Genomic DNA, 25,624 nt, shown 5'->3' on the forward strand with positions numbered 1-25,624 from the left:
TCAGTGCCCAGACGGGTCAACATACCACCCCGACCGAGAACGCTTAAAATAGCCGGGGTGGTGATAGCGAAGAATGCCGTTTGGCGGGCAGACTATACGGGACGCTGGGGGTGATGGGCTGAGACCGTGGCGGGAACGCTGCCGATGGGGGACCAGAGAACGCCAAGTCATTTTTCGGCTTGTTGTACTCTTGTGTATAGTCCTTTCCCCATCATGGTCACAACCATCAGGAAAATCGCCTAGGAGGAGAGAGCAAGCGCCAACTCCGTCACCGGAGCGGTCTTGAGTGCCACCATCCGGGCCAACTGCTCGGCCCTGATCGCGATGTTCCGGCTGACCAGCTGTTGCGAGATAGAGAGCACCTCAGCCATCTGCTTTTGCGTCAGGTCAAGGTGATGATCGACAAGCCAACAGACTTGCGCCTGCACCGTCATCGGTCTGCGATCAGCGGAGAAGGCTCGGAGCGCCTCTCGGGCCTCAGACACGGGACCAGCCATCTTTTCCTGCCTGATGTCAGCAACGGCCAACGGCCATAGGCTGTTGATCCATTCCTGCCCTGCTGGGCTGAGGACGTCGAAAGGGAACCTGTCGGCCTGCCGCTTTAGGCGCTTCCCGAAGCCCCGCTCAGCGAACCAGGGAGCGAGCCGGTGCCTGACTGTCCGGCCTGTGACCTCGACCTGCAACACGTCCAGCTTACGGAGCACTTCCGTTGTCTGTCGTCTGCCAAGGCCGTGCATCTCACCTAATTCCCTGACACTGATCCAGTGACCTAGATCGATGACGACTAGTTCCCCTGTCGTACGGTCCAAGACCTCGCGGTTGTATTGCATGCCGCTCTCCCTCACGCCGCTTCCGCGTCTGCCTCAAGCCGCGCCATAAAGGCGGACCTGTCAAAGCGGACATAGGGTGAGAACCTTGGGCCGTGGGCGTCCCCCTCCTTGACTGTCCATTTGGCAGCCTTGACGAGGTCGGCAATCTTTAGTCGGGCGAATGGCTCAGTGCCAGACCAGACCTCCAGCGGGCCGTTGAAGCCTTGCTCAGCCAGATAGCGGCACGCGTCGTATGACGGCACGTGGGACTTGGCGACGATGGTCTTGCCCTCGAAGGCGACCGAATAGGGCTGCCCGCGATGGTCGGGCTTGAGGGCGGTGATGGTGATCTTAATGGGATTGATCATGGGCAGGCCTTTCACCGTGACGGGTTGATCTTGAGGGAGTCGTACCGGGTCGTCCGTGCAGCTCTCCGCTTGTCGATCTCGGTCAGCTTCTTCGGCTGACTGAAGCGGGTGTCGGCCCGTGCTTGCGAATGCACGTCCTGGCCGGAGCGCGCGGAGCGGCGAAGGTCCATTGCGGAGGGCGTATCGTAGAGGCTGCGCTCAGCGGCCTTTGCTGCGGCCATCGTGATGTCCGTGGGCCGGCTGCTGTTTGCATCGGCGGTCGTGACAGCACCAGCATTTGATGTCGTCGTGGTCGTGGCATCGTTGGTGGGGCGCTGAGCAGGGACAGGACCGACCTTCGGCACCCTGGCATAGCTTGGCGACGATGCCTTGCTGTCCTCGCCCTTGAGCTTGGTCGTGTAGAGCTTGCCGTTCCATGTGAAGGTCTTCTTGCCGGAATTCCGGGCATCTCGGAAGGCCCTGCCGAAATCGGATAGGGTGGTCATGGATGTTCCTTTCAGGCCGAACGCTGAGGTTCGCCCGTTTCATCTGTCGTTGTCGTCGGGGATGGATGGTGGATGATGGTCAGGCTTGCCGCGAAAAAGAAAACCCGGCCCCCTGCCGTGGAAGACAAGAGACCGGGTAGCGACAGACTGACAGAGGCCAGCCCGACCAGCATGGGTGCTGAGGGGGACCGGCAAGGAACGTCATCCACAACGTTCTCGGTGATCGAGTGCCGAAGACGGCTACGTCCGTGGGATGACGATAAGTGCGGCGATCAGGTCGCCTTAGGGTATCGTTAAGGGGCTACCTTGAGGGGTTCTTTAGGTCTTGATGATCATTGTACTTCATCTTCTATACCCCATAGAGATTTCCTCCTTCAGTGGTCTTCCTTCAAGAAGTCTGCTTGAAGTCTCCCCTGAAGTCCTCCTCTATTCCCCTTAAGTGTGTGGTATTTCATTCTGGTCTTAATGCTAAGGTGGGGGGAAACTCTCTCTCTTTTCATAAGGGGGTGGTAATTCCTGAACTCGATGGCTCGCCCCTGTCGTCTCTGCCGCCTCAGGTGGAGAGCCGTGATCTATGTGGAACGCGATCGAAGACGTCGTCAGCCGTGAAGCGGAAAAACCTGTCGCAATAATGATGGACCTTACTTGCCCTGTGTGCGTCGTTGGCTGACATGGTGAGCATCGCAAGAAGCCGCTCTTCGGACTTGGTCAGCGACGGAAATCCGCTGCCGGGTCTCCCCCTGTGGGTGAGTACGGTCCGTGCAATCCGGTCCACTTCGAGCCGTTTCGCGACGACATCGAAACCTGATGGGGCACCTTGCGGCGGCACGTTTTCGAAGATGGCCCGTATCAGCGCCAGCCCGTGAACTGCATGGGTTGCCTCATCAAAGATTGCTTCGATAGGATGGGTGCTGAAAATCGTATCATCCCTATCTGCGCACCAGTCGTCCACCATCCTTCTCGCCACGTCACGGGAGACCAGCGCGTCAGTCGGAGGTGGCCCATTGAATATGAAGTGGCGAGGGGCGGAGGTGCCCCGGGAGCGGACATAAAGGCCGATGGTCGCAGCCTTGTCACCAGCCATGTTGCTGAGCGCCCATAGGTCAGAGAAGAGGACGAAAAGAGCCCCTTCCCGTTCTGCGAAACGGATGGCAACACCGTCTTGTGTTGCATCTCGTGGGGTGGAGACCGTCAGCGTCTTCAACTCGTCGAATATCGACATCGCCAGCCCCCGCTACTTCTTCTCAAGGCACCAGCGCTGGTGGTGCCCATTTCGGCCCGTGAACCACTCATCTAAGGCAAAGGCGAACTCGTAGTGGCTAGTGTCAATGTAGAGCCGCTTAAGGCCCCAGACTTCAACCGTCAGCTGATGGCCCAATAGTTCGACGCTAATGCGTATGTTGAATTCTCCTTCGTTATCGTTGTCCGCTTCGCGTGCGAGGCAGCGGGTGCATAGACTCCGCGAAGGCGACCGAGGTCAAGGGGGAATATTCAATAAATTCAATAACCTACCCACATACGGGTACAATTTTACGGGCGATACATGGGGCGGTTATCGTGATGCCAAGGGTATCACCGGGTTGCCGGTTTCGGCTTGCTTCGCGCGTCTGCGACTTCGATGGGGAGCCTGAGTCAGAATGTCGCACATCTGACGCTTTTCTTACTGTTCGGCCCATGCACGGGCGGCGAGAGCCGGGTTGCTGAAGTCGGGCAGAGCCGGAGCCTTAATCTGGGCTTCCAGCTCCTGCCACCTGTCAATGATCTTGGCGCGGAGGACGACCGAGTAGCCCGAGACGAGAATGAGGGTCTCACGTTTGGGCAAGTGATATGCGAGGAGCTTCCGGCCTGTGCCGTCCTTGTAGTCGCCCAGGAAATCACTCACCTGAAAACTCAGGTCAGTGAACATCTTGCGGATGTCCACGAGGACATTGTCATGGCGCTTGCCGGTGCGGGTCGTTTCTACGAACTGTCCTTGCGGCTCAATTTTGAGCATCAAGGTGTCGATGTCCCGCAGGACATTCTTGTGAGCCTTCTTGAAGAAGTCAGCCACGTCGCGGCTGTTGGTGACAATCTGGTCGTTCTTCACGGAGATGATTGGAAGGTTGGTCATTCAAAGTGTCCTGCTGAGTGGCCCGTTCGGGGCGACGTTTCGGTAATGCAAAGGTTTGGGGTAATCCCCTTTCAGGCACCCATATTCTTTCTGACGGCGGGTAGGCAAAATAGCGCCTTTGACCCCGCCGCTAAGCAGAGCGCCGGGGGGTAGCGAGACGCGTTGTAGGGTCGACACGTCATCTCGCAGGCGGGCAGGTCCAGTGGGCTGCCACCTCGCATGCGGAGGCCGCGCTGCTCGCAAGGTCAGCGTTGAGCAGGAGCACTCAGTTCATTTAGCTCCGATTGTCGATAGAAGGCTGCGAAGCGGCCTCGGTTGCAAATCTCGTCCCGAGAAGCTACTTATGGGCGTCCGCCCGTAGCTCAGGGGAAGAGCGTCAGCCAGTAGGCTGAAGGCCTCCGGTCGAGACGGAGCGGGCCGACAAAGGTCCGACAGCAGCACGAATTGCTGACCGTCTCGCCCGTGGAAGCTGACAAGCTCGTCATGGCGCTGGGCACCTATACCAACAGGGAAGGCGAGTGTTTTGAGGCTTCGAAATATCGACATCCCGTCATCGTCCTTCAATGATCAGTTACCAGCAACAGCGGGCATACACCGGGCCAAACACCAATGCCGATCTTTCCCTTTGCGCCCCTCAAATGACCATTCTCGGCTGTAATAAAACTCGTGCCATGTGGTCGCGATAAAGATGTGATGGAGGCCGAACACCTCGATAAACACCTCCCTGCCGAACATCCCGAAACGCATTCGCATTCTCAATTCCCTTCACGTTGCGCCGCCTCGGTCCGCCCCAATGCAGCCTTGCGGTGGTCCTGTTAGACTCCCGCCTGGGTTACGACGTCAAGAGCTAATAATAAATAATTTTCAATGACTTAATCGAATTCGAATTTAATGCAAAAATGGAAGGATTGTCCGTGACTGGGGTGCCGGGAGTATCACTCCGTTGACGGTGCTGTCTTTCACGGATAGCCCCACCTTGACATGTGGGTAACCTGACGCTTCTCATACTGATCCGCCCACGCACGGGCGGCGATGACGGGGTCAGAGAAGTTCGGGAGAGCCGGTGCCTTTACCTGTTCCTCCAGTTCCTGCCAGCGGTCAACGAGACGTGCTGTGAACTCGGGGGAAAGCTGGGCGACAACGATGTAGCTGTCCCGCTTCCCGACACAGTAGGCTGTTGTCCACTGCTTCTTGCCAGCGGTGTCGATAAAAGACGTTTCCTGCAATGCAGGCAGCGTGATGACACCCCGTTTGGCGAGGCGCTCGATAGTGGTCTTCACGTTGTCGTGGCGAGACTCGACGAGGTTTGAAATCTCAAGGCTGGACATCGTGAGGATGGACGGGGTGGTGATGGTGGTCAGAGCGTTCATTGAAGTGTCCTGCTAAGTGGCCCGTTCGGGGCGACGTTTCGGTAATGCATAAGGGGGTGGGAACCTCGGCTCGGGCTGGCGTTCTTTCTGATCGCGGGTAGGCCAACTAGCGCGCATGGGGCGGAAGATGAGGCCAAGCACTGCGGAAGGGGGAATGCGCCGTAGGGTCGATACCGGGGAAGGGAACGGAGACTGCCGCCGCTGGTCAGCTCTCTGGCAGACCAAACGCCTTCTTCATGGCTGCCGTGGTGGCTCTCAGCTTGGCGGCATCACCACCATAGACACGATTGCCAACACCCCCGAGCGAGTGCCCCAAGATCAAGTTTTGGTCCAGCTCAAGGACGGAAGCTAAGACAAGCCGGTCCTTGATGTTGTGCCTCAGAGAGTGGACTACGAGTCGGTCATTAGATGTGACCTCGCGAACCCGCTTCATGAGGGACTGTGACGCGTTCGTAGGGCCGTTCTCGGTGCCGTACTGGCTGAACAGCATGTTTCCGTCACGGGGCAGCTTGAGAGCTGCTTCAGCTGCTGCCAGGGCATCGCCAACCAGCGGCACGTATCGCTTTGACGCCTTCGTCTTGACGCGCCTGTCTTCATGCCACGTCACCCGAATGTTGGGGGTCTCACCCGTGGCGGTGACGTCTTCCACACGGAGCCCTGTGACTTCTGCTAGTCGGCAGCCGGTCCCCTCCAGTAGCCGCCAGATCAGGCGAAGCTGGTCGTTAGAGTGGGTCAGCACGTTGGTCCGCGCCGCGTCCAGCAGCTCAGACGGGAATGGATCGCGCTTCTCGCTCTCGCTCTCTTCATCAAGCCCAGGGATGTCGAGCTTGGCGAACGGATTGCTGCATGTCAGCTCAAATTCCGTGATGGCGTGAGTGATGATAGCCTTCAGGATATTCAGCTCTCGCTTGACTGAGGCCGGGGCAAGGGTCGGCAAGCTGAGCATATAGTCGCGCACCTTACGGGCATCTTCCCGGCTGAACTCGGCCAAGACCGGTGACCTTCCGAGCGCAGTCTTGACGCGGGCGATGGCACGGTTCACGCGTTGGGTGTTCTTCTTGACCTCCAGCGGGCTGCCCTTGACGCGCTCCTTGAGGTACAGCTTCACAGCATCATCGAAGGAATGGGAGGGCTTGGCTGGGGCCTTTTGCATGAGGGTGCGGATGATGAAGGCGTCGTGCTCGTCAGTGATAACTGGCCGACCTGTCTCGGGGTCTTCCTCGTACTTGGCCGCTATGTTGTCGGCCATTAGCCCGCGCTGTTCTGCGTCCGCATCATCCACCGGCCCAGCGAAAGGGTTTTCAATCCCCATTTCCCTTAGGCGGTCGATGAGTAGGTCGTAACGCTCCCGGTCGGTGAGGGCCTCCAGCGGCTTCGTAGATGTGGCCAGCTTCTCGGCCTTGCGAGCAAGCTCAAGCTCTCGTTCAAAGCCGGCGTGGACGCGAGCGTAGGCTTTCAATGCCTTGTCATACGAGCCGCCCAGCGCGGCGATCAGTTCACCCTTGCCGAGATACGGCCTCAGCGACTCAGGCACCCTGCGTCTGTAGCGGTAGTGGTCCCTGTCCTTGTTAGGCTCTTGGACGTACTTCAATACAAGCCCCACGGTGTACCCTCCAGTGTATCGGATTGTGTACCGCTGGAAAGGTCAACATCTTGGAAACGTTGATTTTATTCAACAATCTAAAGGGAAATGGTGCCCAGAAGAGGACTCGAACCTCCACGCCTCGCGGCACAGGTACCTGAAACCTGCGCGTCTACCAATTCCGCCATCTGGGCAGCGACGGTGCATGTAAGTGGGTCGCGGTTTCCTGTCAACAGGGTTTTTGCAAAACCATGACAGATTTATCGCACGCCCGCCGCAAAGCCCTGAATGGCTTGGGCCTGCTCAAGCAAAGGTGTCGGATCTTTTTGGTGCGACACGCGTTTGCCTCAAGACCCTGATGCTTAGTCAAGTCCAAATGCCGCCATTTTGCTGAAATATAAGGATTTTGTAACCGGAAAACCGTTTTCACACTATCGTGACGTTTTTTACGTTGCCAATAGCCGGTGGGATGTGGTTTTCCTAAAGAATAAAGAATGTCGATAAGACGTCTAGCGCAAGGGACACCTTGGGGTGCAAGCCCCGGAAACACTTGAGAGGAACGTAAATGTCGAGAATCCGCAATATCGTCATGGCTGGCGCGTTGGCTTTCGCCACTGTCGCTCCGGCGGCCGTCGAAGCGGCGCCGATGATGAATGCTCCGCTGCAGATCGAGAAGAAGACGGATGCCACGAATGTCGGTTGCTGGCGCTGCCGCGGCTGGCGCGGTGGTTGGCATCGCGGTTGGCGCGGTGGTTGGCGTGGCGGCTGGCGCGGCCGTTATTGGGGTCCGCGCGTCGTCATCGGCCCGACCGTGGTGGTTCGCCCCTATCGCCACTGGGCATGGTGCGGCCCGCGTTGGCATCGTTATCGCTGCGTCGTCCGCTACTGATAGCGGCATTGCTTGATGAAAACCCGCCGCTCGCCGGCGGGTTTTTCGTGTGCGCATGTCTGCCGAAAGCGGCCCCCGGTTTCGGGAAAAAGACATGCGGGAAATCAGGCAAGCCAAAGCGCTTGAAGCGACCCCCGGGAAATCGCAACACGCATCAGCCCAAATCTCAGGCCTCGGACGGCCGGTCCGTGTGGCCGAGATCGCGCTCCGGCTCGATGATGTCGCGGATGCGCTGCTTGAGTTCCTTCGGCCCGGGAAAGCCGCCGTCGCGCTTGCGCTCCCAGACGAGCGCGCCATCGACGCGGATCTCGAAATTGCCGCCCGTGCCGGGGATCAGCGCGACTTCGCCGATGCTCTGGCCAAAGGTCTGCAGCAGTTCCTGCGCCATCCAGCCGGCGCGCAGGAGCCAGTTGCATTGGGTGCAGTAGAGGATGGAAATGCGGGGCTTGTCGGTCATGGGTTTTAGATAGCATCCAGCCGGCGGCTTGCAATAGCAAACCCCGCACCCGACATTCATTCGGTCCGTCCAGAGCAATTCCAGCAAAAATGCGCAGCGGTTTTGCGTCCGGAATTGCGTAAACAAACAGACAGGCACCTGAAAGGCTTTCGATGATCCTGAATTCGGCCATGCGCGCCCTAGCCGATCTTCTCTCCCCCGGCATCCGCCCGGTTCTGTGGAAAGTGCTGGGCTTGACCATCGTGGCCTTGGTGGCGCTCTGGCTCGCCGTTCGCGAAGCCTTTGTCTACTGGGTCATGCCCTGGATCGAGCCCTATCTGCCGGGCTTGCCAAGTTGGGCAGGCTGGCTCGCCGTGGTCGCCGGCTTTATCTGGGCAATTGGCCTCGCTGTCGCCGTCGCCATGCTGATCGCGCCGGTGAGCGCGGTGACGGCCGGTTTCTTCCTCGATGATGCCGCCGATGCCATCGAGAAGAAGGATTATCCTGCCGACCCGCCGGGCACGCCGCTGACGCTGGCCGAATCGCTTCTCGGCAGCCTGCGCTTCTTCCTGATCGTCGTCATCGCCAACATCATCGCGCTGTTTTTCCTGCTGGTGCCGGGCGTCAACCTGATCATCTTCTTCCTGGTCAACGGCTATCTGCTCGGCCGGGAATATTTCGAATTCGCCGCAAGCCGCCATCTCGGCGTCGCAGGCGCCCGGTCCTTCCGCAGCCGCAATCAGGGCACGGTGACGCTTGCCGGCCTGCTGATCGCACTCTTCCTCTTCGTGCCGGTGCTCAACCTGCTGACGCCGCTTTTCGCCGCCATCACCATGGTTCATCTCAACAAGGCGCTGAACGGCCGGCAGGTTGCCGTCAGATGACCTGCGGCGGCAGTTCCACCAGTTCGGCTGGCATCTCCGCGGTCTTTTCCGGCGATTTGCACAGGTCGGCGATGACGCAATGCTCGCATTCGGGGCGACGCGCCTTGCAGGTGTAGCGCCCGTGCAGGATCAGCCAGTGATGGGCATGGTAGAGATAATGTGGCGGGATGATTTCGAGGAAATGGTCCTCGACCTCGTCCGGCGTCTTGCCCGGTGCGATCTTCAGTCGGTTGCCGATGCGGAAAATGTGGGTGTCGACGGCGAGTGAGGCGATGCCGAACGCCATGGACAGCACGACATTGGCGGTCTTGCGGCCGACGCCGGGCAGGGTCACCAGTTCGTCGCGCGTCTTCGGCACCTCGCCGCCAAAGTCGGCAATCAGCTTTTCCGACAGCGCGATGACGTTCTTGGCCTTGTTGCGATAGAGCCCGATCGTCCTGATCGCCTCCCGCAGGCCTTCTTCACCGAGTTCGAGCATTTTCAGCGGCGTGTCGACCGTGGCAAACAGCGGCCTTGTTGCCTTGTTGACGCCGACATCGGTGGCCTGCGCCGACAGCGCCACGGCAACCAGCAGCGTGAACGGATTGGTGTGGTAGAGTTCCCCCTTCGGCTCCGGCCGTTGGACGGAGAAGCGGCGAAAGATCTCCTCGACCTCGGCCGGCGAATAGGGACATCGGAATATGCGTTTGCGGACAAGCTTTTTTGTCGCTGGCGGCGGAGAGGACTCATTCTTGCGCTTTGTCATGATTGTCCTATAGTTCTTCGCATGACGACTGTGAACGCAGAAATCGCGGCCGCCGAAGAGCCGATCTTCACTGCCGAGCTGAAACCCTATCGCTCGCTCGGCAGGAATGGTTTTCGCTGGCTGATGGCGCTGACCTTCGTCTTCTGCTTCTTCAACGCCATGTTCTTCCTGGTGACCGGCGCGCTGCCGGTGGCGATGTTTTTCGGCCTGGATTTCGCGCTGCTCTATGGTGCCTTCTACCTGAATTACCGCTCGGCCCGCGCCCGCGAGCTTGTGCGCATGTCGCGTCTTGATCTTTCGATTCGCAAGGTCTCGCCGGAGGGCATGGTGCGCGAAAGCCACTACAATCCGTTCTGGGCGCGCTTCGACGTCGACCGCCACCAGGAATTCGGCATCACCAACATGGCTGTCGTGGGCGAGGGCAAGCGCACCGTTCTGGGGACCTTCCTCGGCCCCGATGACCGGGAAAGCTTTGCCAGGGCCTTCACCGCAGCCCTTGCCGGCATCAAGCGACGCATCTGAGATTTGCAGGAATCGGGTGGTTATTGCTGGCGAGAGGAGCCATCATCCTTCATAATGAAAGGATGAAGACCATGAACATTCCGCTCAATCACGCCAGAGACATCACCCCGGTCGGCGACGACTATGCCGTCGTGTCCGGCGTTATCGAACTTCTGACGACTGACTATCGCAGCCAGCCGTCGCTCGACGCCATTGCCGCCGAAATGGGCCGCCAACCGCTGGAACTGCAAAAGACCTTCACCCGCTGGGCCGGGTTGTCGCCCAAGGGCTTCTTGCAGGCCGTCACCCTCGACCACGCCAAGAGGCTCTTGAGCGAAGAGAAGATGCCGCTTTTGGAAACTTCCTTCGAACTCGGCCTCTCCGGCCCCGGCCGGCTGCATGACCTCTTCGTCACCCATGAGGCGATGTCGCCGGGCGAATGGAAGGAAAAGGGCAGGGGACTTGATATCCGCTACGGTTTCCACAATTCGCCCTTCGGCCGGGCGCTGTTGATGATTACCGATCGCGGCCTGTGCGGGCTCGCCTTCTCCGACCTCGACAAGGGCGGCGACGCCTTCGCGCTGGAGGATATGACGCAGCGTTGGCCGGACGCGATCTACAGCCGCGATGACGAGGCAGTGCGTCCCGATGCCGAACGCATCTTCGATCCCTCGCGCTGGCAGGCCGACCAGCCGCTACGGGTGGTACTGCTCGGCACGGATTTCCAGATCCGCGTCTGGGAACAGCTGCTGCAGATCCCGGTGGGCAAGCTGTGCAGTTATTCGGATATTGCCGGCAGGATTGGCACGCCGAAGGCCTCGCGCGCCGTGGGCGCGGCTGTCGGTCGCAACCCGGTGTCCTTCGTCGTGCCGTGTCATCGCGCTGTGGGTAAGTCGGGAGCGCTGACGGGGTATCATTGGGGGCTGACGCGGAAGCGGGCGATGCTCGGGTGGGAAGCGGCGCAGGCTTGAGAGACCGGCGGTCGCGAGATTGGATGAATAGTCCGTCTCGCAGCTGCTCTATGAGCGATGCGCGTCGCGCTGCTGGTAGAAAGGCGTGCCCTCTAAATCGAGATTGATCAATTGCTCGAGCTCAATTAGGGCTACACGCAACTCTGCAGCAAGGGGGGTGCCTCTGCCGTAGCTATCTTCGTATTTATCTTTCAGCATCAGCTGAACCATGCCACGAAGCTCGACTTTGTCCTCAGGCGCTACTTCCGACAGATCTCCGTGGTTGATGCCATGGTCGTAGCTCTCCTGTATCTTCAAGAGATACGGCTTAGGCCCGGCATGGGCTATCCACCAATCGATCAGATTCAAGGTAATGGCGGTTCTGACGCCCCACACTGCCTCTGATCTGCTGAATGAGAATACGCTCATGTCTGATCAATCTACGCCGGGACCTCGACGCTAAACCCAAACCGCGCTGACTCGCCCTTGGCAAGCGACATCGAATACGGCCGCGCCATGATATCACTACCAGCCCCAATCTCCGCAGCCGTCCCATGCCACGGCTCGACACACAGGAACGGCGCCCCCGACTTGGTCCACAGCGCCACGTTCGGCAGGTTGTCGAAACGGAACTTCAGCGCCGCACCATTCTCTGCGCCATAGCTGAGCCCGTTGCCCGCGCCTTCCGCAAAAATCAACGCGTCATTGACGAACAAGCCGTGATCCAACACAAGCCGGCCTTTCTTGAACGGCGAATGTGCCCGGCCCGGCAGGCGCAGCCCATTCTCCAGCCTCACGAGCTCAGGTTCGGCGCCGTTGTCGAGTGTAACGTCGTGCAACTGTCCTTCACCGCCCGGCAGCGGCCAGACGAAGGCCGGATGGAAGCCGAGGCCGAAAGGCAGCGCTCTTTCGTCGAGGTTGGCCACCTCCGCCGTCACTGTCAGCACATGGCCATCGAGCGCATGCGTCAGCGCCAGGCGGAAATCGAAGGGGTAGACCGCTCTCGTCGCGTCGCTGGTCGTCAGCTCGTAGCGGCACGACGTCGCCGATGAGCCGGCGAGGATAAATTCGCCACGCCGGGCAAAGCCGTGTTGGTTCATCTCGTAAATCTTGCCGTCGATCTCCAGCTTGTTGTCCGGCGCCTTGCCGACGATCGGAAAGAGCACCGGCGAACGGCCGGCCCAGAACGTGGCGTCGCCGTTCCACAGCCAGTTGCGGCCATCACTGGAGGTCAGGGACTGCATTTCGGCACCGAGCGAGGAGACTTCGACGGTGAGATAGTCATTGGAAATACGGGTCAGCATGGCGTCACTCGCTCGGTTGGATTGGAATCGAGATATGGGACGGTAGCGGTAGTCGATAGCAGAATGGCGGGCCGAAGCCCGCCATTTGAAATTCGTTAGTGAGCGCCGGACATGTCGCCGAGCACTTCTTTCGATTTCACGGTCGAGTCGGCGTTGAGCTTGTAGACCATCGGCACACCGGTCGCGAGATTGAGCGCCAGCACCTGCTCGCGGGTCAGCCGGTCGAGAACCATGACCAGAGAGCGCAGCGAATTGCCATGTGCTGCGACAAGCACGGTCTTGCCGGCGAGCACCTGCGGCAGGATCTCTGTGATGTAATAGGGCCAGACACGGGCGCCGGTGTCCTTCAGGCTTTCGCCACCGGGCGGCGGCACGTCATAGGACCGGCGCCAGACATGCACCTGTTCCTCCCCCCATTTGGCGCGGGCATCGTCCTTGTTGAGGCCGGAGAGGTCGCCATAATCGCGCTCGTTGAGCGCCTGGTCCTTGATCGTCTCGAGGTCTGGTTGGCCGACGCAATCGAGGATGATCTGGCAGGTATTCTGCGCCCGCTTCAGCGCCGAGGTGAAGGCGATGTCGAACTTGATGCCCGTGGCGGCCAGAGCCTCACCGCCGGTCTTCGCTTCGGTGATGCCGAGCTCGGTCAGGTCCACGTCCCGCCAGCCGGTGAACAGGTTCTTCAGGTTCCAATCGCTCTGTCCGTGGCGGACGAGCACCATAGTGCCACTCATTCGGTCTTCTCCGGTTGTCTGAGGTGAAAATCAGTCGGCCATGCCGAGCACATCAAGCATGTTGTAGAGGCCCGGCTTCTTGTCGAAAGCCCAGCGCGCGGCGGTGAGCGCGCCCTGCGCGAAAAGCGAGCGGTCCATGGCGCGGTGCGACAGCGTGATCATCTCCGCCTCGCTGGCAAAGATCACCTGATGGTCGCCGACCACGCCGCCGCCGCGCAGCGTCGCAAAACCGATCGAGCCTTCCTCGCGCGCGCCGGTATGGCCGTCGCGGACCTTGACCGCATTGGCGAGCAGATCGATCGCCCGGCCCTTTGCCGCCTCGGCGCCGAGCAAGAGCGCAGTGCCGGAGGGTGCATCGACCTTGCGCTTGTGGTGCATTTCCAGCACTTCGATGTCCCAGTTGGCCGCATCCAGCGCCGCCGCCGCGCGCCGCACCAGCACGCCGAGCAGATTGACGCCGAGGCTCATATTGCCGGACATGACGATGCGCGCATGCCGGCTCGCCGCCTTGATCTTCTCGACATCGTCTTGTGAGCAGCCGGTCGTGCCGATGATGTGAACGATGCGGGCCTGCGCCGCGAGCCCGGCGAACTGCACGGTCGAGGCCGGTGAAGTGAAATCGATGACGGCATCGGCCTTGACGAAGGCTTCCAGCGGATCGGTGGTGATCGGCACGCCGATCGGGCCGAGGCCAGCGACTTCGCCGGCATCCTTGCCGATGGTCGGCGCACCTTCGCGCTCGATGGCCGCGTGGATTTTCATGCCGGGAGCGGCGTGAATGGCTTTGAGCAGCGTCTGGCCCATGCGGCCGGCAGCACCGGCGACCACCACCATCTTCATGTCGCTGTCACTCATCATTCCGTCCCTGTCGCGGCCAATGGTTGTTTTGGTTCTCTTCGGATTTGCAGCCCGTTCAGGCGAGCGTAGAGCCCGCCCTCATCGTTCGCAAGCATTTCATGCGTGCCTTCTTCGGCGATCCGACCGTCCTCCATGACGATGATCTTGTCGGCGCCGGCAATGGTCGAGAGACGGTGGGCGATCACCACCACGGTGCGGCCATGCATGGCGTTTTCGAAGGCCTTTTGCACTGCAGCCTCCGATTCGGTGTCGAGCGCCGAGGTCGCTTCGTCGAGCAGCAGGATCGGCGCCTTGCGCACCAGCGCGCGGGCGATCGAGAGCCGCTGCCGCTGGCCACCGGAGAGATTGGCGCCGTTCTCGCCGACCGGCGTGTCATAACCCATCGGCAGATTCAGAATGAAATCATGCGCGTAGGCCAGCCGCGCCGCTTCCTCGATCTCGGCATCGCTGGCGTCTGGCCGGCCATAACGGATATTGTCGCGGATCGTGCCTTCGAACAGCAGCGGCGCCTGCGACACATAGGCGAGGTTTTCGCGCAGCGACTGCTTGGTGACGTAGCGCAGGTCCTGCCCGTCGACCAAGACGCGGCCGGCATTGGGATCGTAGAAGCGTGGGATCAGGCTGATGATCGTCGATTTGCCGGCGCCGGACGGCCCGGCGATCGCCGTCGTCCTGCCGCCCTCGGCAGCAAAACTCACGCCCTTCAGGATCGGTTCCGCGCCATAGCCGAAATTGACGTTCTCGAAGGTGATCCGCCCCTCGGTGACCACCAGCGGTTTGGCATCCGGCGCCTCGCGCATCGGGATCGGCGTGTCGAGGATGTCGTAGATCATCCTGGCATTGACATAGGCGCGTTCGAGCTGCGGCTGCAGCTTGGTCAGCCGCCGCGCCGGCTCGTAGGCGAGCAGCATCGAGGTGATGAAGGCGATGAAGGCGCCCGGCAATTCGCCCGCGTGGATCGACTGATAGGCCGCATAGCCGATGACGAGCGCAATCGCTGCCCCGGCAAAGGTCTCGGTGACCGGCATGCTGCGCTCCGAAAGCCGCGCAATGCGGTTGGCGCGCTTCTCGGCCACATCGATCAGACCTTCGACGCGGGTCTTCAACTGGCTTTCCATGGTAAAAGCCTTGACGATCGCCAGTCCCTGGATCGTCTCCTGCATCGCACCGGTGACGCGGGAATTGTATTCGACGGCGTCGCGCGTGGCGACGCGCAGCTTGGTCGCGATCGCTCGCATCACCATGAACATCGGAGGGGCTGCGACCGCGACAAGGATCGACAGCAGCGGATCCTTGGCGAACATCACGGCGACCAGCGACAAGAAGGTCAAGGCATCGCGGGCGATTGAGGTGATCGTCAGGTTGAGCGTGTCGCGGATGCCGTTGACGTTCTGTGAGATCGTCGCGGCGATGCGGGCGGAGCGTGTCTCGGAATAATAACCGAGATCAAGCGCCATCAGATGGCTAAAAAGCCGCTTCTGGTAAAAGGCAACGATCGAATTGCCGATCTTGGAGAGCGCCACCGCCTGGAAATAGGAGGCCAGTCCGCGCAGCACAAAGGCAACGAAGATCGAGATGCAGATGATCCAGACGAGATCGGCGCGCTTGTTCTCAAACGTCTCGTTGATCACCGATTCCATGATCCAGGCGGTGAAGGCCGTGGTCAGCGCGATGACGACGAGGCAGGAGATGGCGAACACATAGCCGCGCACATGGGCGTGGAAGTTCTCCATGAAAATCCGCTTGATCACCGGCAGCATTGCCGCGCGATCGATCTCGGGCTTTTTTGTAGCGTTTGCGTTCAATCGTCCGTTCCTGTTTTCCGCACGGCGGCTCTGAGAGCGTGCTCTAATCCCTGCCGGCGCGCTTGAACAGTCATTTCCGCCAGCGGCGGCCTTCAGTGGCGACTCCGAAGCGGCTTGGCTGGCAGGCAAAGGCTGCGAGCCCGGCCAGCGCTGCAAGCGGATGCGTCACCACAAAGGTCGGTATGGTCGACATCATATGGTTATGCGGCGCCTTGTCCTCAAACGCGGCGCGGAATTCGGGGCCTTGCAACGCCGGCAGGATTTTTTGCGGTATGCCGCCGGCGAGATAGACGCCGCCGCGCGCCAGGAAGGTGCAGGCCATGTCGCCGGCAAGCCGGCCGAGATAGGTGGCAAACAGCGACAGCGTCTCGGCAGCCTGCGGATCGGCGCCGGAAAGACCGTGCACGGAGACGTCGGCAGGATCGGAATAAAGCGGCTCGACGCCGTCGGCGGCGCAGACGGCGCGATAAAGGCCGGCAAGGCCGCGGCCGCACAGGATCTGCTCGGCCGAGACCCGGCCTTCGATCCGCTCGATATGCGGGAAGACCTGCATGTCACGCTCCGAGCGCGGGCCGAGATCGACATGCCCGCCTTCGCCGGGCACCGGAATCCAGGCGTTGAGCGCATGCACGAGGCCGGCGACGCCGAGGCCGGTTCCCGGACCGAGGACCACTTTGGAATGGCCAGGCAACACGGCGCCACGGCCGAGCTGGACCTGGTGCTCGTCGCCGAGCGCAGCGACAGCCAGCGCCTGCGCCTCGAAATCGTTGACGACCATCACATCGTCGAAACCGAGATTGGCGAGCATGTTCTTCGGCCGCACCACCCAAGGACAGTTGGTCAGCGGAATCTCGTCGGCATTGATCGGGCCGGCGACGGCAAGGATGGTCGAACGCGGCTGCACCGCGGTCTTGTCGAGCACGACATCCTGGATGGCGTCATCGATCGTGACGTATTTGGCGGTCTGGACGATGGGGAAATGCTTCGGCTCGGCATTGGCGTCGGTCAGCAGCGCGAAGCGCGCATTGGTGCCGCCGATGTCGCCGACCAGGATCGGAAACGGGAAGTGGTCGTCGATATTGGTCGCCATGGAGTTTCCTGCCCGTTTATTTATTGTTCCTGCCGATCAGCAGGTCGGCGGTGGCGCGATTGAGCGCCATGGGTATGTCGTAGACGGTGGCGAGGCGTGTCAAGGCCTTGACGTCGACATCATGCGGCATCGGCGTCAATGGATCGGTGAAGAAGATCAGCATGCGAATCTTGCCCTCGGCAATCATCGCCCCGATCTGCTGGTCGCCGCCAAGCGGTCCGCTCTTCATCCGCGTGACCGCCAGGCCGGGAACGGCATCGAGGATGCGGCCGCCGGTCGTGCCGGTGGCGACGATGTCGTAGCGTGCCAGCACATCCTGATGCATGCGGGCGAACTCCGCCATGCTGTCTTTCATCTGATCATGCGCAATCAGCGCGATCGTTTCCCGGTCAGCCAAGTGCGGTCCCCCGAATGCGGCTCCAAGCGCTATAGCGGATTTTTTTTCCGGATCAAAGAAATTCAATCGATTTGAGAACACGATTGGCGTCCTCGAAACCTTCATGAAAAATGTCGTGAATCTTCAGAATGAATTCGGCTCAGTTTTGAGCCATAGAATGCTTCCAAATCAACACGGCTCGCTCTAAGGTCCCCGCCATCCGCCCAACGTGAATCCAGGTGACAATCATGACCGTGATCGATACCGTTCTGTCCAAGGCAGACGCCAACCTCAATTCCAGCCTGGAGAAGATGTTCGCGCTCTGCCGCATCAAGTCGATCTCCACCGATCCAGCCTACAAGGATGACTGCCGCAAGGCCGCGACCTGGCTCGCAGATTATCTCAAGACACTCGGCTTCGAGGCCTCCGTGCGCGACACGCCCGGCCATCCGATGGTTGTCGCTCATCACGAGGGCGCCAAGGCTGATGCGCCGCATGTCCTGTTCTATGGCCATTACGATGTCCAGCCGGTCGATCCGCTCAATCTCTGGGAAAGCGATCCGTTCGAGCCGGGGATCAAGGACGTCGGCGGCGCGAAGGTCATCACCGGCCGCGGCACCTCCGACGACAAAGGGCAGCTTCTGACCTTCGTCGAAGCCTGCCGCGCCTACAAGGAAACGCATGGGGCCTTGCCGGTGCGCGTCTCGATCCTGTTCGAAGGCGAGGAAGAATCCGGCTCGCCGTCGCTAAAACCTTTCCTTGAAGCCAACAAGGCTGAGCTGAAGGCCGACTATGCGCTGGTCTGCGACACCAGCATGTGGGATCCGGAGACGCCTTCCATCTCGGCCGGCCTGCGGGGCCTGGTGGGTGAGGAGATCAAGGTCAAGGCGGCCGACCGCGATCTGCATTCCGGCTATTTCGGCGGTGCTGCCGCCAATCCGATCCACATCCTCGTCAACATCCTCGACGGCCTGCATGACGCGACCGGTCGGGTGACGCTCGAAGGCTTCTACGACGGCGTCGAGGAAACACCGGAAAACGTCAAGGCGTCGTGGAAGACGCTCGGCATGACCGACGAGAAGTTTCTGGGCGAGATCGGCCTTTCGGTTCCCGCCGGCGAGAAGGGTCGCGGCGTGCTCGAACTCACCTGGGCGCGGCCGACCGCCGAGATCAACGGCATCACCGGCGGCTATACCGGCGATGGCTTCAAGACGGTGATCGCCGCCGAAGCCTCGGCGAAAATCTCGTTCCGCCTGGTCGGCAAGCAGGATCCGGACAAGATCCGCTCCGCGTTCCGCGCCTATGTTCAGTCCAGGCTTCCGGCGGACTGCTCGGTGGAGTTTTCCAAGCACGGCGGCTCGCCGGCGATCCAGCTGCCTTACGATTCACCGATGTTGACCAAGGCCAAGATCGCGCTCTCGGAAGAATGGCCGAAGCCGGCCGTCTCGATCGGCATGGGTGGGTCGATCCCGATCGTCGGCGATTTCCAGCGCATGCTCGGCATGGAATCGCTGCTCGCCGGGTTTGCGCTTCCGGATGACCGCATTCATTCGCCGAACGAGAAATACAATCTCAATTCCTTCCAAAAAGGCATCCGTTCCTGGATCCGGATCATGTCCGCGCTCGCCGCCTGACGAATTGATGCGTGTCCGGGCCGGCGGATGAATTCGCTGGCCTGGAGCCCCTGCCTGCTGACGGATGAGTTCCGTGATAACAAGGGCCGGTCACAAGGTCGGCACCGGGAGGAACTATTTCCTGCCGTAATGCGTTCTCGCGATGCGTCAAGAACTGCGGGCCGACCTCTCATCTGCGTCTGAGGGAATTGGAGGCTGCCCATCACCGCGGGCGAGAGAAGCTCCAATGGACAAACAAGCTTTCGACGGGGCGATCCTCAGGGATTCAAGCGAGATATTCGATGGGCTCGACGCGGCGATCCGCACCGAGTTCAGCACGCCCAACGAACTCGCCGAGATCGGCCGCACGCTGGCCGCCAGCGCATCCGTCAAGCTGCCCGTCTTTCGCGAATTCCGCTTTCCCGCCCGGCTCGAGGACAATGAGGCCGCGATCCTCTCCAACTATGACGCCATCGCCACCGATTCCCGCAACAAGCAGATGATCACGCCGGCGGCGGAATGGCTGCTCGACAATCATCATCTGGTACGCGAGAACATTCGCCAGGTGCGCCGCGACCTGCCGGCAAAATTCTTTCGGCAATTGCCGGAAATTGCCGTTGATAGTGGCGGCAGGCTGCCGCGCACATTTGCAATCGCCTGGATCTATGTCGCCCATACCGACAGCAATGTCGATGCGGCGACGCTGACGGCCATGGTCAATGGCTTCCAGCAGGCCGAGACTTTGACGATTGGCGAAATCTGGGCCATCCCGGCGATCCTGCGCTTCATCCTGATCGAAAACCTGCGCCGGATTTCAGACCGCGTCGACCGCTCGCGGCGCATGCGCGTCGAGGCGAACACATTCGCCGACGTCCTCGCCCCCAGCGCCGAGCCTGAAAACCTCGAAGGCATGTTCCGCAGCAGGAACGCACTGACGGCCGACGACTCTTTCGCCGCTCAGCTTCTCTATCGCCTGCGCGAGGATTCGGACGCGGCTGCCCGCGCCCTTGCCTGGCTCGAGGAACAGCTCGAAAAACGTGGCAGCAACGCCGAAGAGGCGATGATTGCCGAACATACCAAGATATCGACGAGCAATCTGACGGTCGGCAACATCATCCGCAGCCTGCGAAGGATCGACGACATCCAATGGACGTCGTGGTTCGAGCAGATTTCCAAGGTCGACAGCGCGCTCCGCGATGGCTCCGACTATGCCGGGCTCGACGCCGCCAGCCGAAACTACTACCGCAATTCCATCGAAAAGATCGCCCGGCGCTCGCCGAAATCGGAAATCGAGGTGGCTGAGCTTGCCCTCGCACTCGCTGGGCGCGCCGCAACGGAAGCGCCGGAGCCCGGGACAAGTGCCGTGCGCCGCGCCAATGTCGGCTATTACCTCGTCGACGACGGCATAATCGAACTGCGGCGGGCTGCCGGTTACGTGCCAAAATTCTCGGAGCAATTGGGAGCCGCCTACCAGAAGCTCGGTCTGGGGCAAGTGGCTGTCCCGACAGTGTTGCTGGCGCTGCTGATGGTCGCCGCATCCGTCCTGGCCATGCGCCGCACCGCCCTGAATGGTGCCGAGATCACGCTGCTCGCCGTCCTGTTTGCACCGCTGGCGCTGGAGGCATCGGCTGCGATCTTCCGCGCGGTCGTCTACGCGCTCGTGCCTCCGTCCCATCTTACCGGCTACGAATATAAGAGCGGCATTCCCGAAAGCGCGCGCACGCTCGTCGTCATACCCTGCCTGATCCCTGATCGCGACTCGGTTTCGGAACTGGTCCGCAATCTCGAAATCCACTATCTCGCCAATCCTGATGAAGGCATCTGTTTCGCGCTCCTGAGCGACTGGGCGGACAGCCGGATCGAGGAGGGCGAGGCGGATCGCGAACTCCTGGATTTCGCCCAGCGAGAGATCGACCAACTGGCGGAAAAATATGAGGCGGCTGGCCCGCGCCGCTTCTTCCTTCTACATCGGCGACGGCTCTACAACCCATCGGAAGGCGTCTGGATGGGGTGGGAGCGTAAGCGCGGCAAGCTCGACGAGTTCAATCTTTTCCTGCGCGGCGACCAGGACACGACCTTCCTTTCCGATCCGGACCTGCCGTCCGGCATCACCTATGTGCTGACGCTTGACGCCGACACGCGCCTGCCGCGCGACGCTGCCCGCAGGTTGATCGGCAAGTTGGCGCATCCGCTCAACGCACCGATCCTTGACGCCGAGACAGGGCGGGTCGTCGAAGGCTATGGCCTGTTGCAGCCGCGCGTCACGCCGTCGCTGACCACCGGCGACGAGGCCTCACGCTTCCAGCGCATCTTCTCCAAGGATCGCGGCCTCGATCCTTACGTCTTCGCCGTTTCCGACCTCTACCAGGACCTTTTCGGCGAAGGCAGCTTCACCGGCAAGGGCCTTTATCATGTCGATGCCTTTGTAGCGGCGTTGAAAGGCCGCATCGACGAGAACACGGTGCTGAGCCATGACCTGCTCGAAGGCGGTTTTGCCCGTTGCGGTCTTACGACCGATGTCAATTTCGTCGAGGATTTCCCCGTCCGCTACGAGGTGGAGGTGTCGCGCCAACACCGCTGGACGCGGGGCGACTGGCAGCTCCTGCCCTACATCTTCGATGTCAGCAATCGCCTGACGGCGCTGTCGCGCTTCAAGATGATCGACAATCTGCGCCGCTCACTGATGCCGTTTTTTTGGCTGCTCGCCTCCGCATTGGGTTGGCTGCTGTTTTCCAGGCACGCGACGGCACTATGGGAGCTCGTGCTGATCATCGCTTACTTCTCGCCGGCCATTGTCGCCTTGCTGACCGGACTCGCACCGCATGAGAAGGAGGTTTCGCTGTCGCGCCACATGCGCACCATTCTGGCCGAGACCACCGACATGCTCGCCCAGATCGGCCTGCAGCTGGCCTTCATGGCGCATGATGCCGTGATGAAGGCGGACGCGATCATCCGCACGCTCTACCGCCTGACGGTCAGCCGGCGCCACCTGCTGGAATGGCAGACGACGCGGGAGGCGCATGCCGCACGTCCAGGCAGCATGCTCGACTATGTCAGGATGATGGCGATCTCGCTTGTCGCCACGCTGCTCGTCTATGCTCTGGTCATGGCGATCGATCCGCATAACGCCCTCATTGCCGGCGTGCTCAGCCTGTTGTGGCTGACGGCGCCGTTTCTGGCCTATTGGATCAGCCAGTCATTGGAGAACGAGGACAGGCTGCATGTCTCACTGGCGGACGCAAATGTGCTGCGTGCCGTTGCCCGGCGCACCTGGCACTATTTTGAGACCTTCGTCACCGAGGAGCATCATTTCCTGCCGCCGGACAATTTCCAGGAAGTGCCGCAGCCTTTCGTCGCGCATCGGACGTCACCGACCAATATCGGTCTTTATTTTCTCTCGACGGTGACCGCGCGCGACATGGGCTGGATCAGCTTCGCGGAGGCGCTCGATCGGATCGACCGCACGCTCGGCACGGTCGAGAAGATGGAAAAATTCCGCGGCCATCTGTTCAACTGGTACGACACGAAGAGTCTGGCGACGCTTTACCCCCGTTACATTTCGGCGGTCGACAGCGGCAATCTCGCCGCCCATTTGATTGTCGTCTCCTCGACGCTGAAGCAATGGGCCGTCGCACCGATCGCCTATCTGCTGGGCGATGTCCGCGGCATCGGCGATACCCTGCAGATCGTCCGGGAGACCCTGGCGACCGTGCCGGACAACCGCCGCGTCATCCGCCCCTTGCGCCGGCGGCTCGAAGAGCGGCTCGACGGTTTTGCCAAGTCTGTGGCGACCAGCCTCGAAAGTCCCGACGTTGCCCCGATCCGGGCGATCAATCTCTCGGTGATCGCCACCGAAATCGAATCCTTTGCGCGCGATTTCGATGCCGAGGTGCAGAGCACGGCATCAAAACTGCTGACGGAATGGGCCGGACGACTGAAACAGGCCTGTGAGGCGCATTTCGCCGATGCCGGCTATGACCGCGGCCAGACCCGCGCACTGCGTGACCACCTTTATGCGCTCAGCGAACGGGCGAGGGCCCTCGCCTTCGCCATGGACTTCGCCTTCCTGTTCAACAGGGAACGGCGTCTGTTGTCGATCGGCTTCCAGGTTGACGACAACCGTCTCGATGAGCCCTGTTACGATCTCCTTGCCTCCGAAGCGCGGCTCACCAGCCTGTTTGCCATCGCCAAGGGAGATCTGCCGAGCGAGCACTGGTTCCGGCTCGGGCGCCCGGTGACCTCTGTCGAGGGGCAGGCGACGCTGGTCTCGTGGTCCGGCTCGATGTTCGAATATCTGATGCCGCCGATCGTCATGCATGAGCGGCAGGGCGGTATCCTCAACCAGTCCAACAATCTCGCCATCGAGGCGCAGATTCTCTATGGCCGTGAAATGGGTATTCCCTGGGGCGTATCCGAATCCGCCTACAATGCCCGCGACCGCGAATTGAACTACCAATATACCAATTTCGGCGTCCCCGGTCTGGGACTGAAGCGCGACATCGGCGCCAATGTGGTGATCGCACCCTATGCGACGGCCATCGCCAGCCAGTTCAGGCCGCGCGAGGCCGCGGCCAACCTGAAGCGGCTTACCGGTCAGGGCGCGCTTGGTGCCTATGGCTACTATGACGCGGTTGATTTCACCCGTTCCCGCATTCCCGAGGGCAGCGAATGTGCCGTGGTGCAGAATTACATGGCACATCACCAGGGCATGTCGATCACGGCGATCGGCAATACGGTACTCAATGGCCTCCTGCGCGACCGTTTCCACAGCGACCCGGTGATCGAGGCTGCAGAACTGCTGCTGCAGGAAAAGGCGCCACGCGACTTCGTGCCGGTGGTCAAGGTCGAGGGCGGTGAAGCCCGCGGCGAGGGCACGCGCCTGACCTATGGCCCGAAATATCGCGTCGTCGAGGATCCGCTTCGGGCCAAGCGCGCCGTCTCGGTTCTCTCCAACGGTCACTATTCGCTGATGACGACGGCGGCAGGCTCAGGCTATTCGAACTGGAACGGACTTGCCGTCACGCGTTGGCAGCCGGATCCGACCGTCGACGACTGGGGCAGTTACGTCTTCATCCGCGATGTGAATTCCGGTGTCTGGTGGTCGGCGGCCCCAGGTCCTAAATCTCTTCCGGGTGAGGCGAGCCAGACCGTTTTCGCCGACGAGAAGGCCGAGTTCAAGAAGACGGTGGGCAACGTCGAATCAAAGCTCGAATGCATCGTCGCCACCGAGGCCGATGCCGAAGGTCGCCGGCTGACGATCCGGAATTTCGGTGAGACGGACGCCTATCTCGAAATCACCTCCTATGGCGAGATCGTCATATCGTCGGCCGACAGCGACGCGGCCCATCCGGCCTTCTCGAAAATGTTCGTCAAGACGGAGATCAGCGAAAGCCGCGATGCGATCTATGCCGTACGCAACAAGCGCTCGCAGAGCGAGCCCGACATGCAGATCGCGCACCTGATGACCGGCACGTCAGGCCGTTCCGCCCAGTTCCAGGCGGAGACCGACCGCCGTGCTTTCATCGGCCGCGGCCGCGACCTGCAGCATGCGCGGGCTTTCGATTCAGTGACGGACAGGCTGGAAGGCAATCAGGGTTTCACGCTCGATCCGATCTTCTCGCTGAGGCGTGTCGTCCGTGTCGCTGCCGGCCGCCAGGCGTCCGTTGTCTTCTGGACAATCGCGGCGCCCAATCGCGCCGAGCTCGACAAGGCGGTGGAACGCTTCCGCCATCCCGATGCGTTCGACCATGAGGCGCGTCTCGCCTGGACGCGGTCGCAGGTGCAGATCCGCCATCTCGACATGTCGCATGAAGAGGTGTTGCTCTTCCAGCGCATCGCCTCCTTCCTGATTTATCCGGACACGCGGCTGAAGCAGGGGCCGGAAGAGGTGACGCTGCCGCAATCGGCACTGTGGCCGATGAGCATTTCCGGCGATTATCCGATCTTCGCCATCCGCATCGACAATGACGTCGACCTGCCGATCATCAACAAGGCCTTCCGCATGCAGGAATATCTGCGCTCGCGGGGCGTTATTTCGGACCTGGTGATCATCAATGATCGCGGCGCCACCTATGCGCAGGATGTGCAGCACGCCATCGATTTCATGTGCGAGAATGCGCGGCGGCGCGGCCTGGCTTCAGGGCCGTCACAGCATATCTTCTCGGTCCGCCGCGACCTGATCGACGACAATGCCTACAATGCGCTGGTTGGCGCGGCGCGCATCCTGCTCCATACCCGTAACGGCTCCATCTCCGAGCAGATCGACAGGCTCGAACGTCTGTCGGATGGCGATCATGCCGATATTGCCGTGCCGGTCGAGCCCAAGCTGCGCGGCCGCAAGCTGGCGGCACCCACTAAACCTGAGCCCAGGATCGAGCCGGTCAAGCCGGAGGCGGACGGACTGACCTTCTGGAATGGTTATGGCGGTTTCGATCCTGCAAGTCGCGACTACGTCGTTCGCCTGCCGGGCGGCGAGGCAACCCCGCATCCTTGGATCAACGTCATCTCGAACGGCACGTTCGGTTTCCACATCGCTGCGGAAGGGGCGGGCTTCACCTGGAGCAGCAATTCACGCGACTATCAGATGACGCCCTGGAGCAACGATCCGGTGACCAACCGGCCCGGCGAGGCGATTTACATCGTCGATACCGCGACCAAGAAGGTGCTGTCGCCGTTCGCGGCGCTCTCGACGCCCGACCGGCTGCACGAGGTCCAGCAT

General features: G+C 61.0%; 22 protein-coding genes and 1 tRNA gene. 6 read left to right on the top strand and 17 right to left on the bottom strand.

The genetic code is table 11. From position 1 onward, the window contains the following. Positions 1-239: 239 nt before the first annotated feature. From AC1DYF_RS37320 to AC1DYF_RS37355, 8 genes are all read right to left on the bottom strand, one after another. The gene (locus tag AC1DYF_RS37320) at positions 240-830 is read right to left on the bottom strand and encodes a hypothetical protein (protein WP_477883594.1); all 591 of its coding nucleotides are present in this window, start codon (positions 828-830) and stop codon (positions 240-242) included. Between the two features lie 11 nt (positions 831-841). Continuing rightward, positions 842-1,177, bottom strand: coding sequence for a hypothetical protein (locus tag AC1DYF_RS37325; protein WP_477883595.1), 336 nt, complete (start codon positions 1,175-1,177; stop codon positions 842-844). 11 nt (positions 1,178-1,188) lie between these two features. Then, on the bottom strand, positions 1,189-1,662 hold the full coding sequence (locus tag AC1DYF_RS37330; protein ID WP_477883596.1) for a hypothetical protein: 474 nt from the start codon (positions 1,660-1,662) through the stop codon (positions 1,189-1,191). A gap of 553 nt (positions 1,663-2,215) precedes the next feature. Beyond that, positions 2,216-2,884, bottom strand: coding sequence for a hypothetical protein (locus tag AC1DYF_RS37335; protein ID WP_477883598.1), 669 nt, complete (start codon positions 2,882-2,884; stop codon positions 2,216-2,218). Between the two features lie 438 nt (positions 2,885-3,322). After that, a complete protein-coding gene (locus AC1DYF_RS37340) occupies positions 3,323-3,772 on the bottom strand; it encodes a Rha family transcriptional regulator (RefSeq protein WP_477883600.1) in 450 nt (149 codons plus the stop codon). A 959-nt stretch (positions 3,773-4,731) separates the two neighbouring features. Beyond that, a complete protein-coding gene (locus tag AC1DYF_RS37345) occupies positions 4,732-5,142 on the bottom strand; it encodes a Rha family transcriptional regulator (RefSeq protein ID WP_477883601.1) in 411 nt (136 codons plus the stop codon). A gap of 205 nt (positions 5,143-5,347) precedes the next feature. Next, on the bottom strand, positions 5,348-6,745 hold the full coding sequence (locus AC1DYF_RS37350; protein WP_477883603.1) for a tyrosine-type recombinase/integrase: 1,398 nt from the start codon (positions 6,743-6,745) through the stop codon (positions 5,348-5,350). An 88-nt stretch (positions 6,746-6,833) separates the two neighbouring features. Then, positions 6,834-6,918: transfer RNA gene (locus AC1DYF_RS37355), tRNA-Leu, on the bottom strand. Between the two features lie 371 nt (positions 6,919-7,289). On the opposite strand from AC1DYF_RS37355, the gene AC1DYF_RS37360 reads away from it, so the two are divergent. Then, the gene (locus AC1DYF_RS37360) at positions 7,290-7,613 is read left to right on the top strand and encodes a hypothetical protein (RefSeq protein WP_477883605.1); all 324 of its coding nucleotides are present in this window, start codon (positions 7,290-7,292) and stop codon (positions 7,611-7,613) included. A gap of 166 nt (positions 7,614-7,779) precedes the next feature. Here AC1DYF_RS37360 and AC1DYF_RS37365 read toward each other — a convergent pair whose 3' ends face one another. Then, positions 7,780-8,070: an Rdx family protein gene (locus tag AC1DYF_RS37365; RefSeq protein WP_477883606.1), complete on the bottom strand. Its 291-nt coding sequence runs from the start codon at positions 8,068-8,070 to the stop codon at positions 7,780-7,782. Between the two features lie 152 nt (positions 8,071-8,222). Here AC1DYF_RS37365 and AC1DYF_RS37370 point away from each other — a divergent pair, with 152 nt between their 5' ends. Further along, complete coding sequence (locus AC1DYF_RS37370; RefSeq protein WP_477883608.1) at positions 8,223-8,933, top strand: sulfate transporter family protein; 711 nt, start codon at positions 8,223-8,225, stop codon at positions 8,931-8,933. On the opposite strand, the gene nth is transcribed toward AC1DYF_RS37370, so the two are convergent. Further along, positions 8,926-9,678, bottom strand: a complete 753-nt coding sequence (gene nth, locus AC1DYF_RS37375; RefSeq protein WP_477883609.1) for an endonuclease III — start codon at positions 9,676-9,678, stop codon at positions 8,926-8,928. The genes AC1DYF_RS37370 and nth overlap by 8 nt on opposite strands. 21 nt (positions 9,679-9,699) lie before the next feature. Between nth and AC1DYF_RS37380 the strand changes: the two genes are divergently transcribed. After that, on the top strand, positions 9,700-10,200 hold the full coding sequence (locus tag AC1DYF_RS37380) for a DUF2244 domain-containing protein (protein ID WP_477883610.1): 501 nt from the start codon (positions 9,700-9,702) through the stop codon (positions 10,198-10,200). A 71-nt stretch (positions 10,201-10,271) separates the two neighbouring features. Next, positions 10,272-11,150 carry a methylated-DNA--[protein]-cysteine S-methyltransferase gene (locus tag AC1DYF_RS37385; RefSeq protein WP_477883612.1) on the top strand — a complete coding sequence of 293 codons (879 nt, stop codon included), beginning with the start codon at positions 10,272-10,274 and terminating at the stop codon, positions 11,148-11,150. Between the two features lie 48 nt (positions 11,151-11,198). Here the strand turns inward: AC1DYF_RS37385 and AC1DYF_RS37390 are convergent, their stop codons facing one another. From AC1DYF_RS37390 to AC1DYF_RS37420, 7 genes are all read right to left on the bottom strand, one after another. Next, positions 11,199-11,558, bottom strand: a complete 360-nt coding sequence (locus AC1DYF_RS37390) for a hypothetical protein (protein WP_477883613.1) — start codon at positions 11,556-11,558, stop codon at positions 11,199-11,201. An 11-nt stretch (positions 11,559-11,569) separates the two neighbouring features. After that, the gene (locus AC1DYF_RS37395; RefSeq protein WP_477883615.1) at positions 11,570-12,433 is read right to left on the bottom strand and encodes an aldose 1-epimerase family protein; all 864 of its coding nucleotides are present in this window, start codon (positions 12,431-12,433) and stop codon (positions 11,570-11,572) included. 95 nt (positions 12,434-12,528) lie between these two features. Then, entirely contained in the window at positions 12,529-13,164 is a 636-nt protein-coding gene (locus tag AC1DYF_RS37400) for a 2,3-bisphosphoglycerate-dependent phosphoglycerate mutase (protein ID WP_477883617.1), read from the bottom strand. A 30-nt stretch (positions 13,165-13,194) separates the two neighbouring features. Next, a complete protein-coding gene (dapB, locus tag AC1DYF_RS37405) occupies positions 13,195-14,019 on the bottom strand; it encodes a 4-hydroxy-tetrahydrodipicolinate reductase (RefSeq protein WP_477883619.1) in 825 nt (274 codons plus the stop codon). Further along, positions 14,019-15,827 carry an ABC transporter ATP-binding protein gene (locus tag AC1DYF_RS37410; protein WP_477883621.1) on the bottom strand — a complete coding sequence of 603 codons (1,809 nt, stop codon included), beginning with the start codon at positions 15,825-15,827 and terminating at the stop codon, positions 14,019-14,021. Before AC1DYF_RS37410 ends, dapB begins: the two co-directional genes overlap by 1 nt. Before the next feature lie 70 nt (positions 15,828-15,897). Further along, complete coding sequence (locus AC1DYF_RS37415; protein WP_477883623.1) at positions 15,898-16,917, bottom strand: glucokinase; 1,020 nt, start codon at positions 16,915-16,917, stop codon at positions 15,898-15,900. Between the two features lie 16 nt (positions 16,918-16,933). Then, the gene (locus tag AC1DYF_RS37420; protein ID WP_477883625.1) at positions 16,934-17,314 is read right to left on the bottom strand and encodes a methylglyoxal synthase; all 381 of its coding nucleotides are present in this window, start codon (positions 17,312-17,314) and stop codon (positions 16,934-16,936) included. A gap of 227 nt (positions 17,315-17,541) precedes the next feature. Between AC1DYF_RS37420 and AC1DYF_RS37425 the strand changes: the two genes are divergently transcribed. Continuing rightward, positions 17,542-18,927 (top strand): dipeptidase, encoded by a 1,386-nt coding sequence (locus tag AC1DYF_RS37425; RefSeq protein ID WP_477883627.1) that lies wholly within the window; start codon positions 17,542-17,544, stop codon positions 18,925-18,927. 226 nt (positions 18,928-19,153) lie between these two features. Beyond that, on the top strand, positions 19,154-25,624 hold a 6,471-nt coding region (locus AC1DYF_RS37430; RefSeq protein WP_477883629.1), incomplete at its 3' end, for a glucoamylase family protein.

Source organism: Rhizobium sp. P2_G9, from assembly GCF_056403475.1.

Coding starts and splice junctions, on each gene's coding strand:
- AC1DYF_RS37320 (WP_477883594.1), bottom strand. CDS start 830: ATGCAATACAACCGCGAGGTCTTGGACCGTACGACAGGGGAACTAGTC.
- AC1DYF_RS37325 (WP_477883595.1), bottom strand. CDS start 1,177: ATGATCAATCCCATTAAGATCACCATCACCGCCCTCAAGCCCGACCAT.
- AC1DYF_RS37330 (WP_477883596.1), bottom strand. CDS start 1,662: ATGACCACCCTATCCGATTTCGGCAGGGCCTTCCGAGATGCCCGGAAT.
- AC1DYF_RS37335 (WP_477883598.1), bottom strand. CDS start 2,884: ATGTCGATATTCGACGAGTTGAAGACGCTGACGGTCTCCACCCCACGA.
- AC1DYF_RS37340 (WP_477883600.1), bottom strand. CDS start 3,772: ATGACCAACCTTCCAATCATCTCCGTGAAGAACGACCAGATTGTCACC.
- AC1DYF_RS37345 (WP_477883601.1), bottom strand. CDS start 5,142: ATGAACGCTCTGACCACCATCACCACCCCGTCCATCCTCACGATGTCC.
- AC1DYF_RS37360 (WP_477883605.1), top strand. CDS start 7,290: ATGTCGAGAATCCGCAATATCGTCATGGCTGGCGCGTTGGCTTTCGCC.
- AC1DYF_RS37365 (WP_477883606.1), bottom strand. CDS start 8,070: ATGACCGACAAGCCCCGCATTTCCATCCTCTACTGCACCCAATGCAAC.
- AC1DYF_RS37370 (WP_477883608.1), top strand. CDS start 8,223: ATGATCCTGAATTCGGCCATGCGCGCCCTAGCCGATCTTCTCTCCCCC.
- nth (WP_477883609.1), bottom strand. CDS start 9,678: ATGACAAAGCGCAAGAATGAGTCCTCTCCGCCGCCAGCGACAAAAAAG.
- AC1DYF_RS37380 (WP_477883610.1), top strand. CDS start 9,700: ATGACGACTGTGAACGCAGAAATCGCGGCCGCCGAAGAGCCGATCTTC.
- AC1DYF_RS37385 (WP_477883612.1), top strand. CDS start 10,272: ATGAACATTCCGCTCAATCACGCCAGAGACATCACCCCGGTCGGCGAC.
- AC1DYF_RS37390 (WP_477883613.1), bottom strand. CDS start 11,558: ATGAGCGTATTCTCATTCAGCAGATCAGAGGCAGTGTGGGGCGTCAGA.
- AC1DYF_RS37395 (WP_477883615.1), bottom strand. CDS start 12,433: ATGCTGACCCGTATTTCCAATGACTATCTCACCGTCGAAGTCTCCTCG.
- AC1DYF_RS37400 (WP_477883617.1), bottom strand. CDS start 13,164: ATGAGTGGCACTATGGTGCTCGTCCGCCACGGACAGAGCGATTGGAAC.
- dapB (WP_477883619.1), bottom strand. CDS start 14,019: ATGAGTGACAGCGACATGAAGATGGTGGTGGTCGCCGGTGCTGCCGGC.
- AC1DYF_RS37415 (WP_477883623.1), bottom strand. CDS start 16,917: ATGGCGACCAATATCGACGACCACTTCCCGTTTCCGATCCTGGTCGGC.
- AC1DYF_RS37425 (WP_477883627.1), top strand. CDS start 17,542: ATGACCGTGATCGATACCGTTCTGTCCAAGGCAGACGCCAACCTCAAT.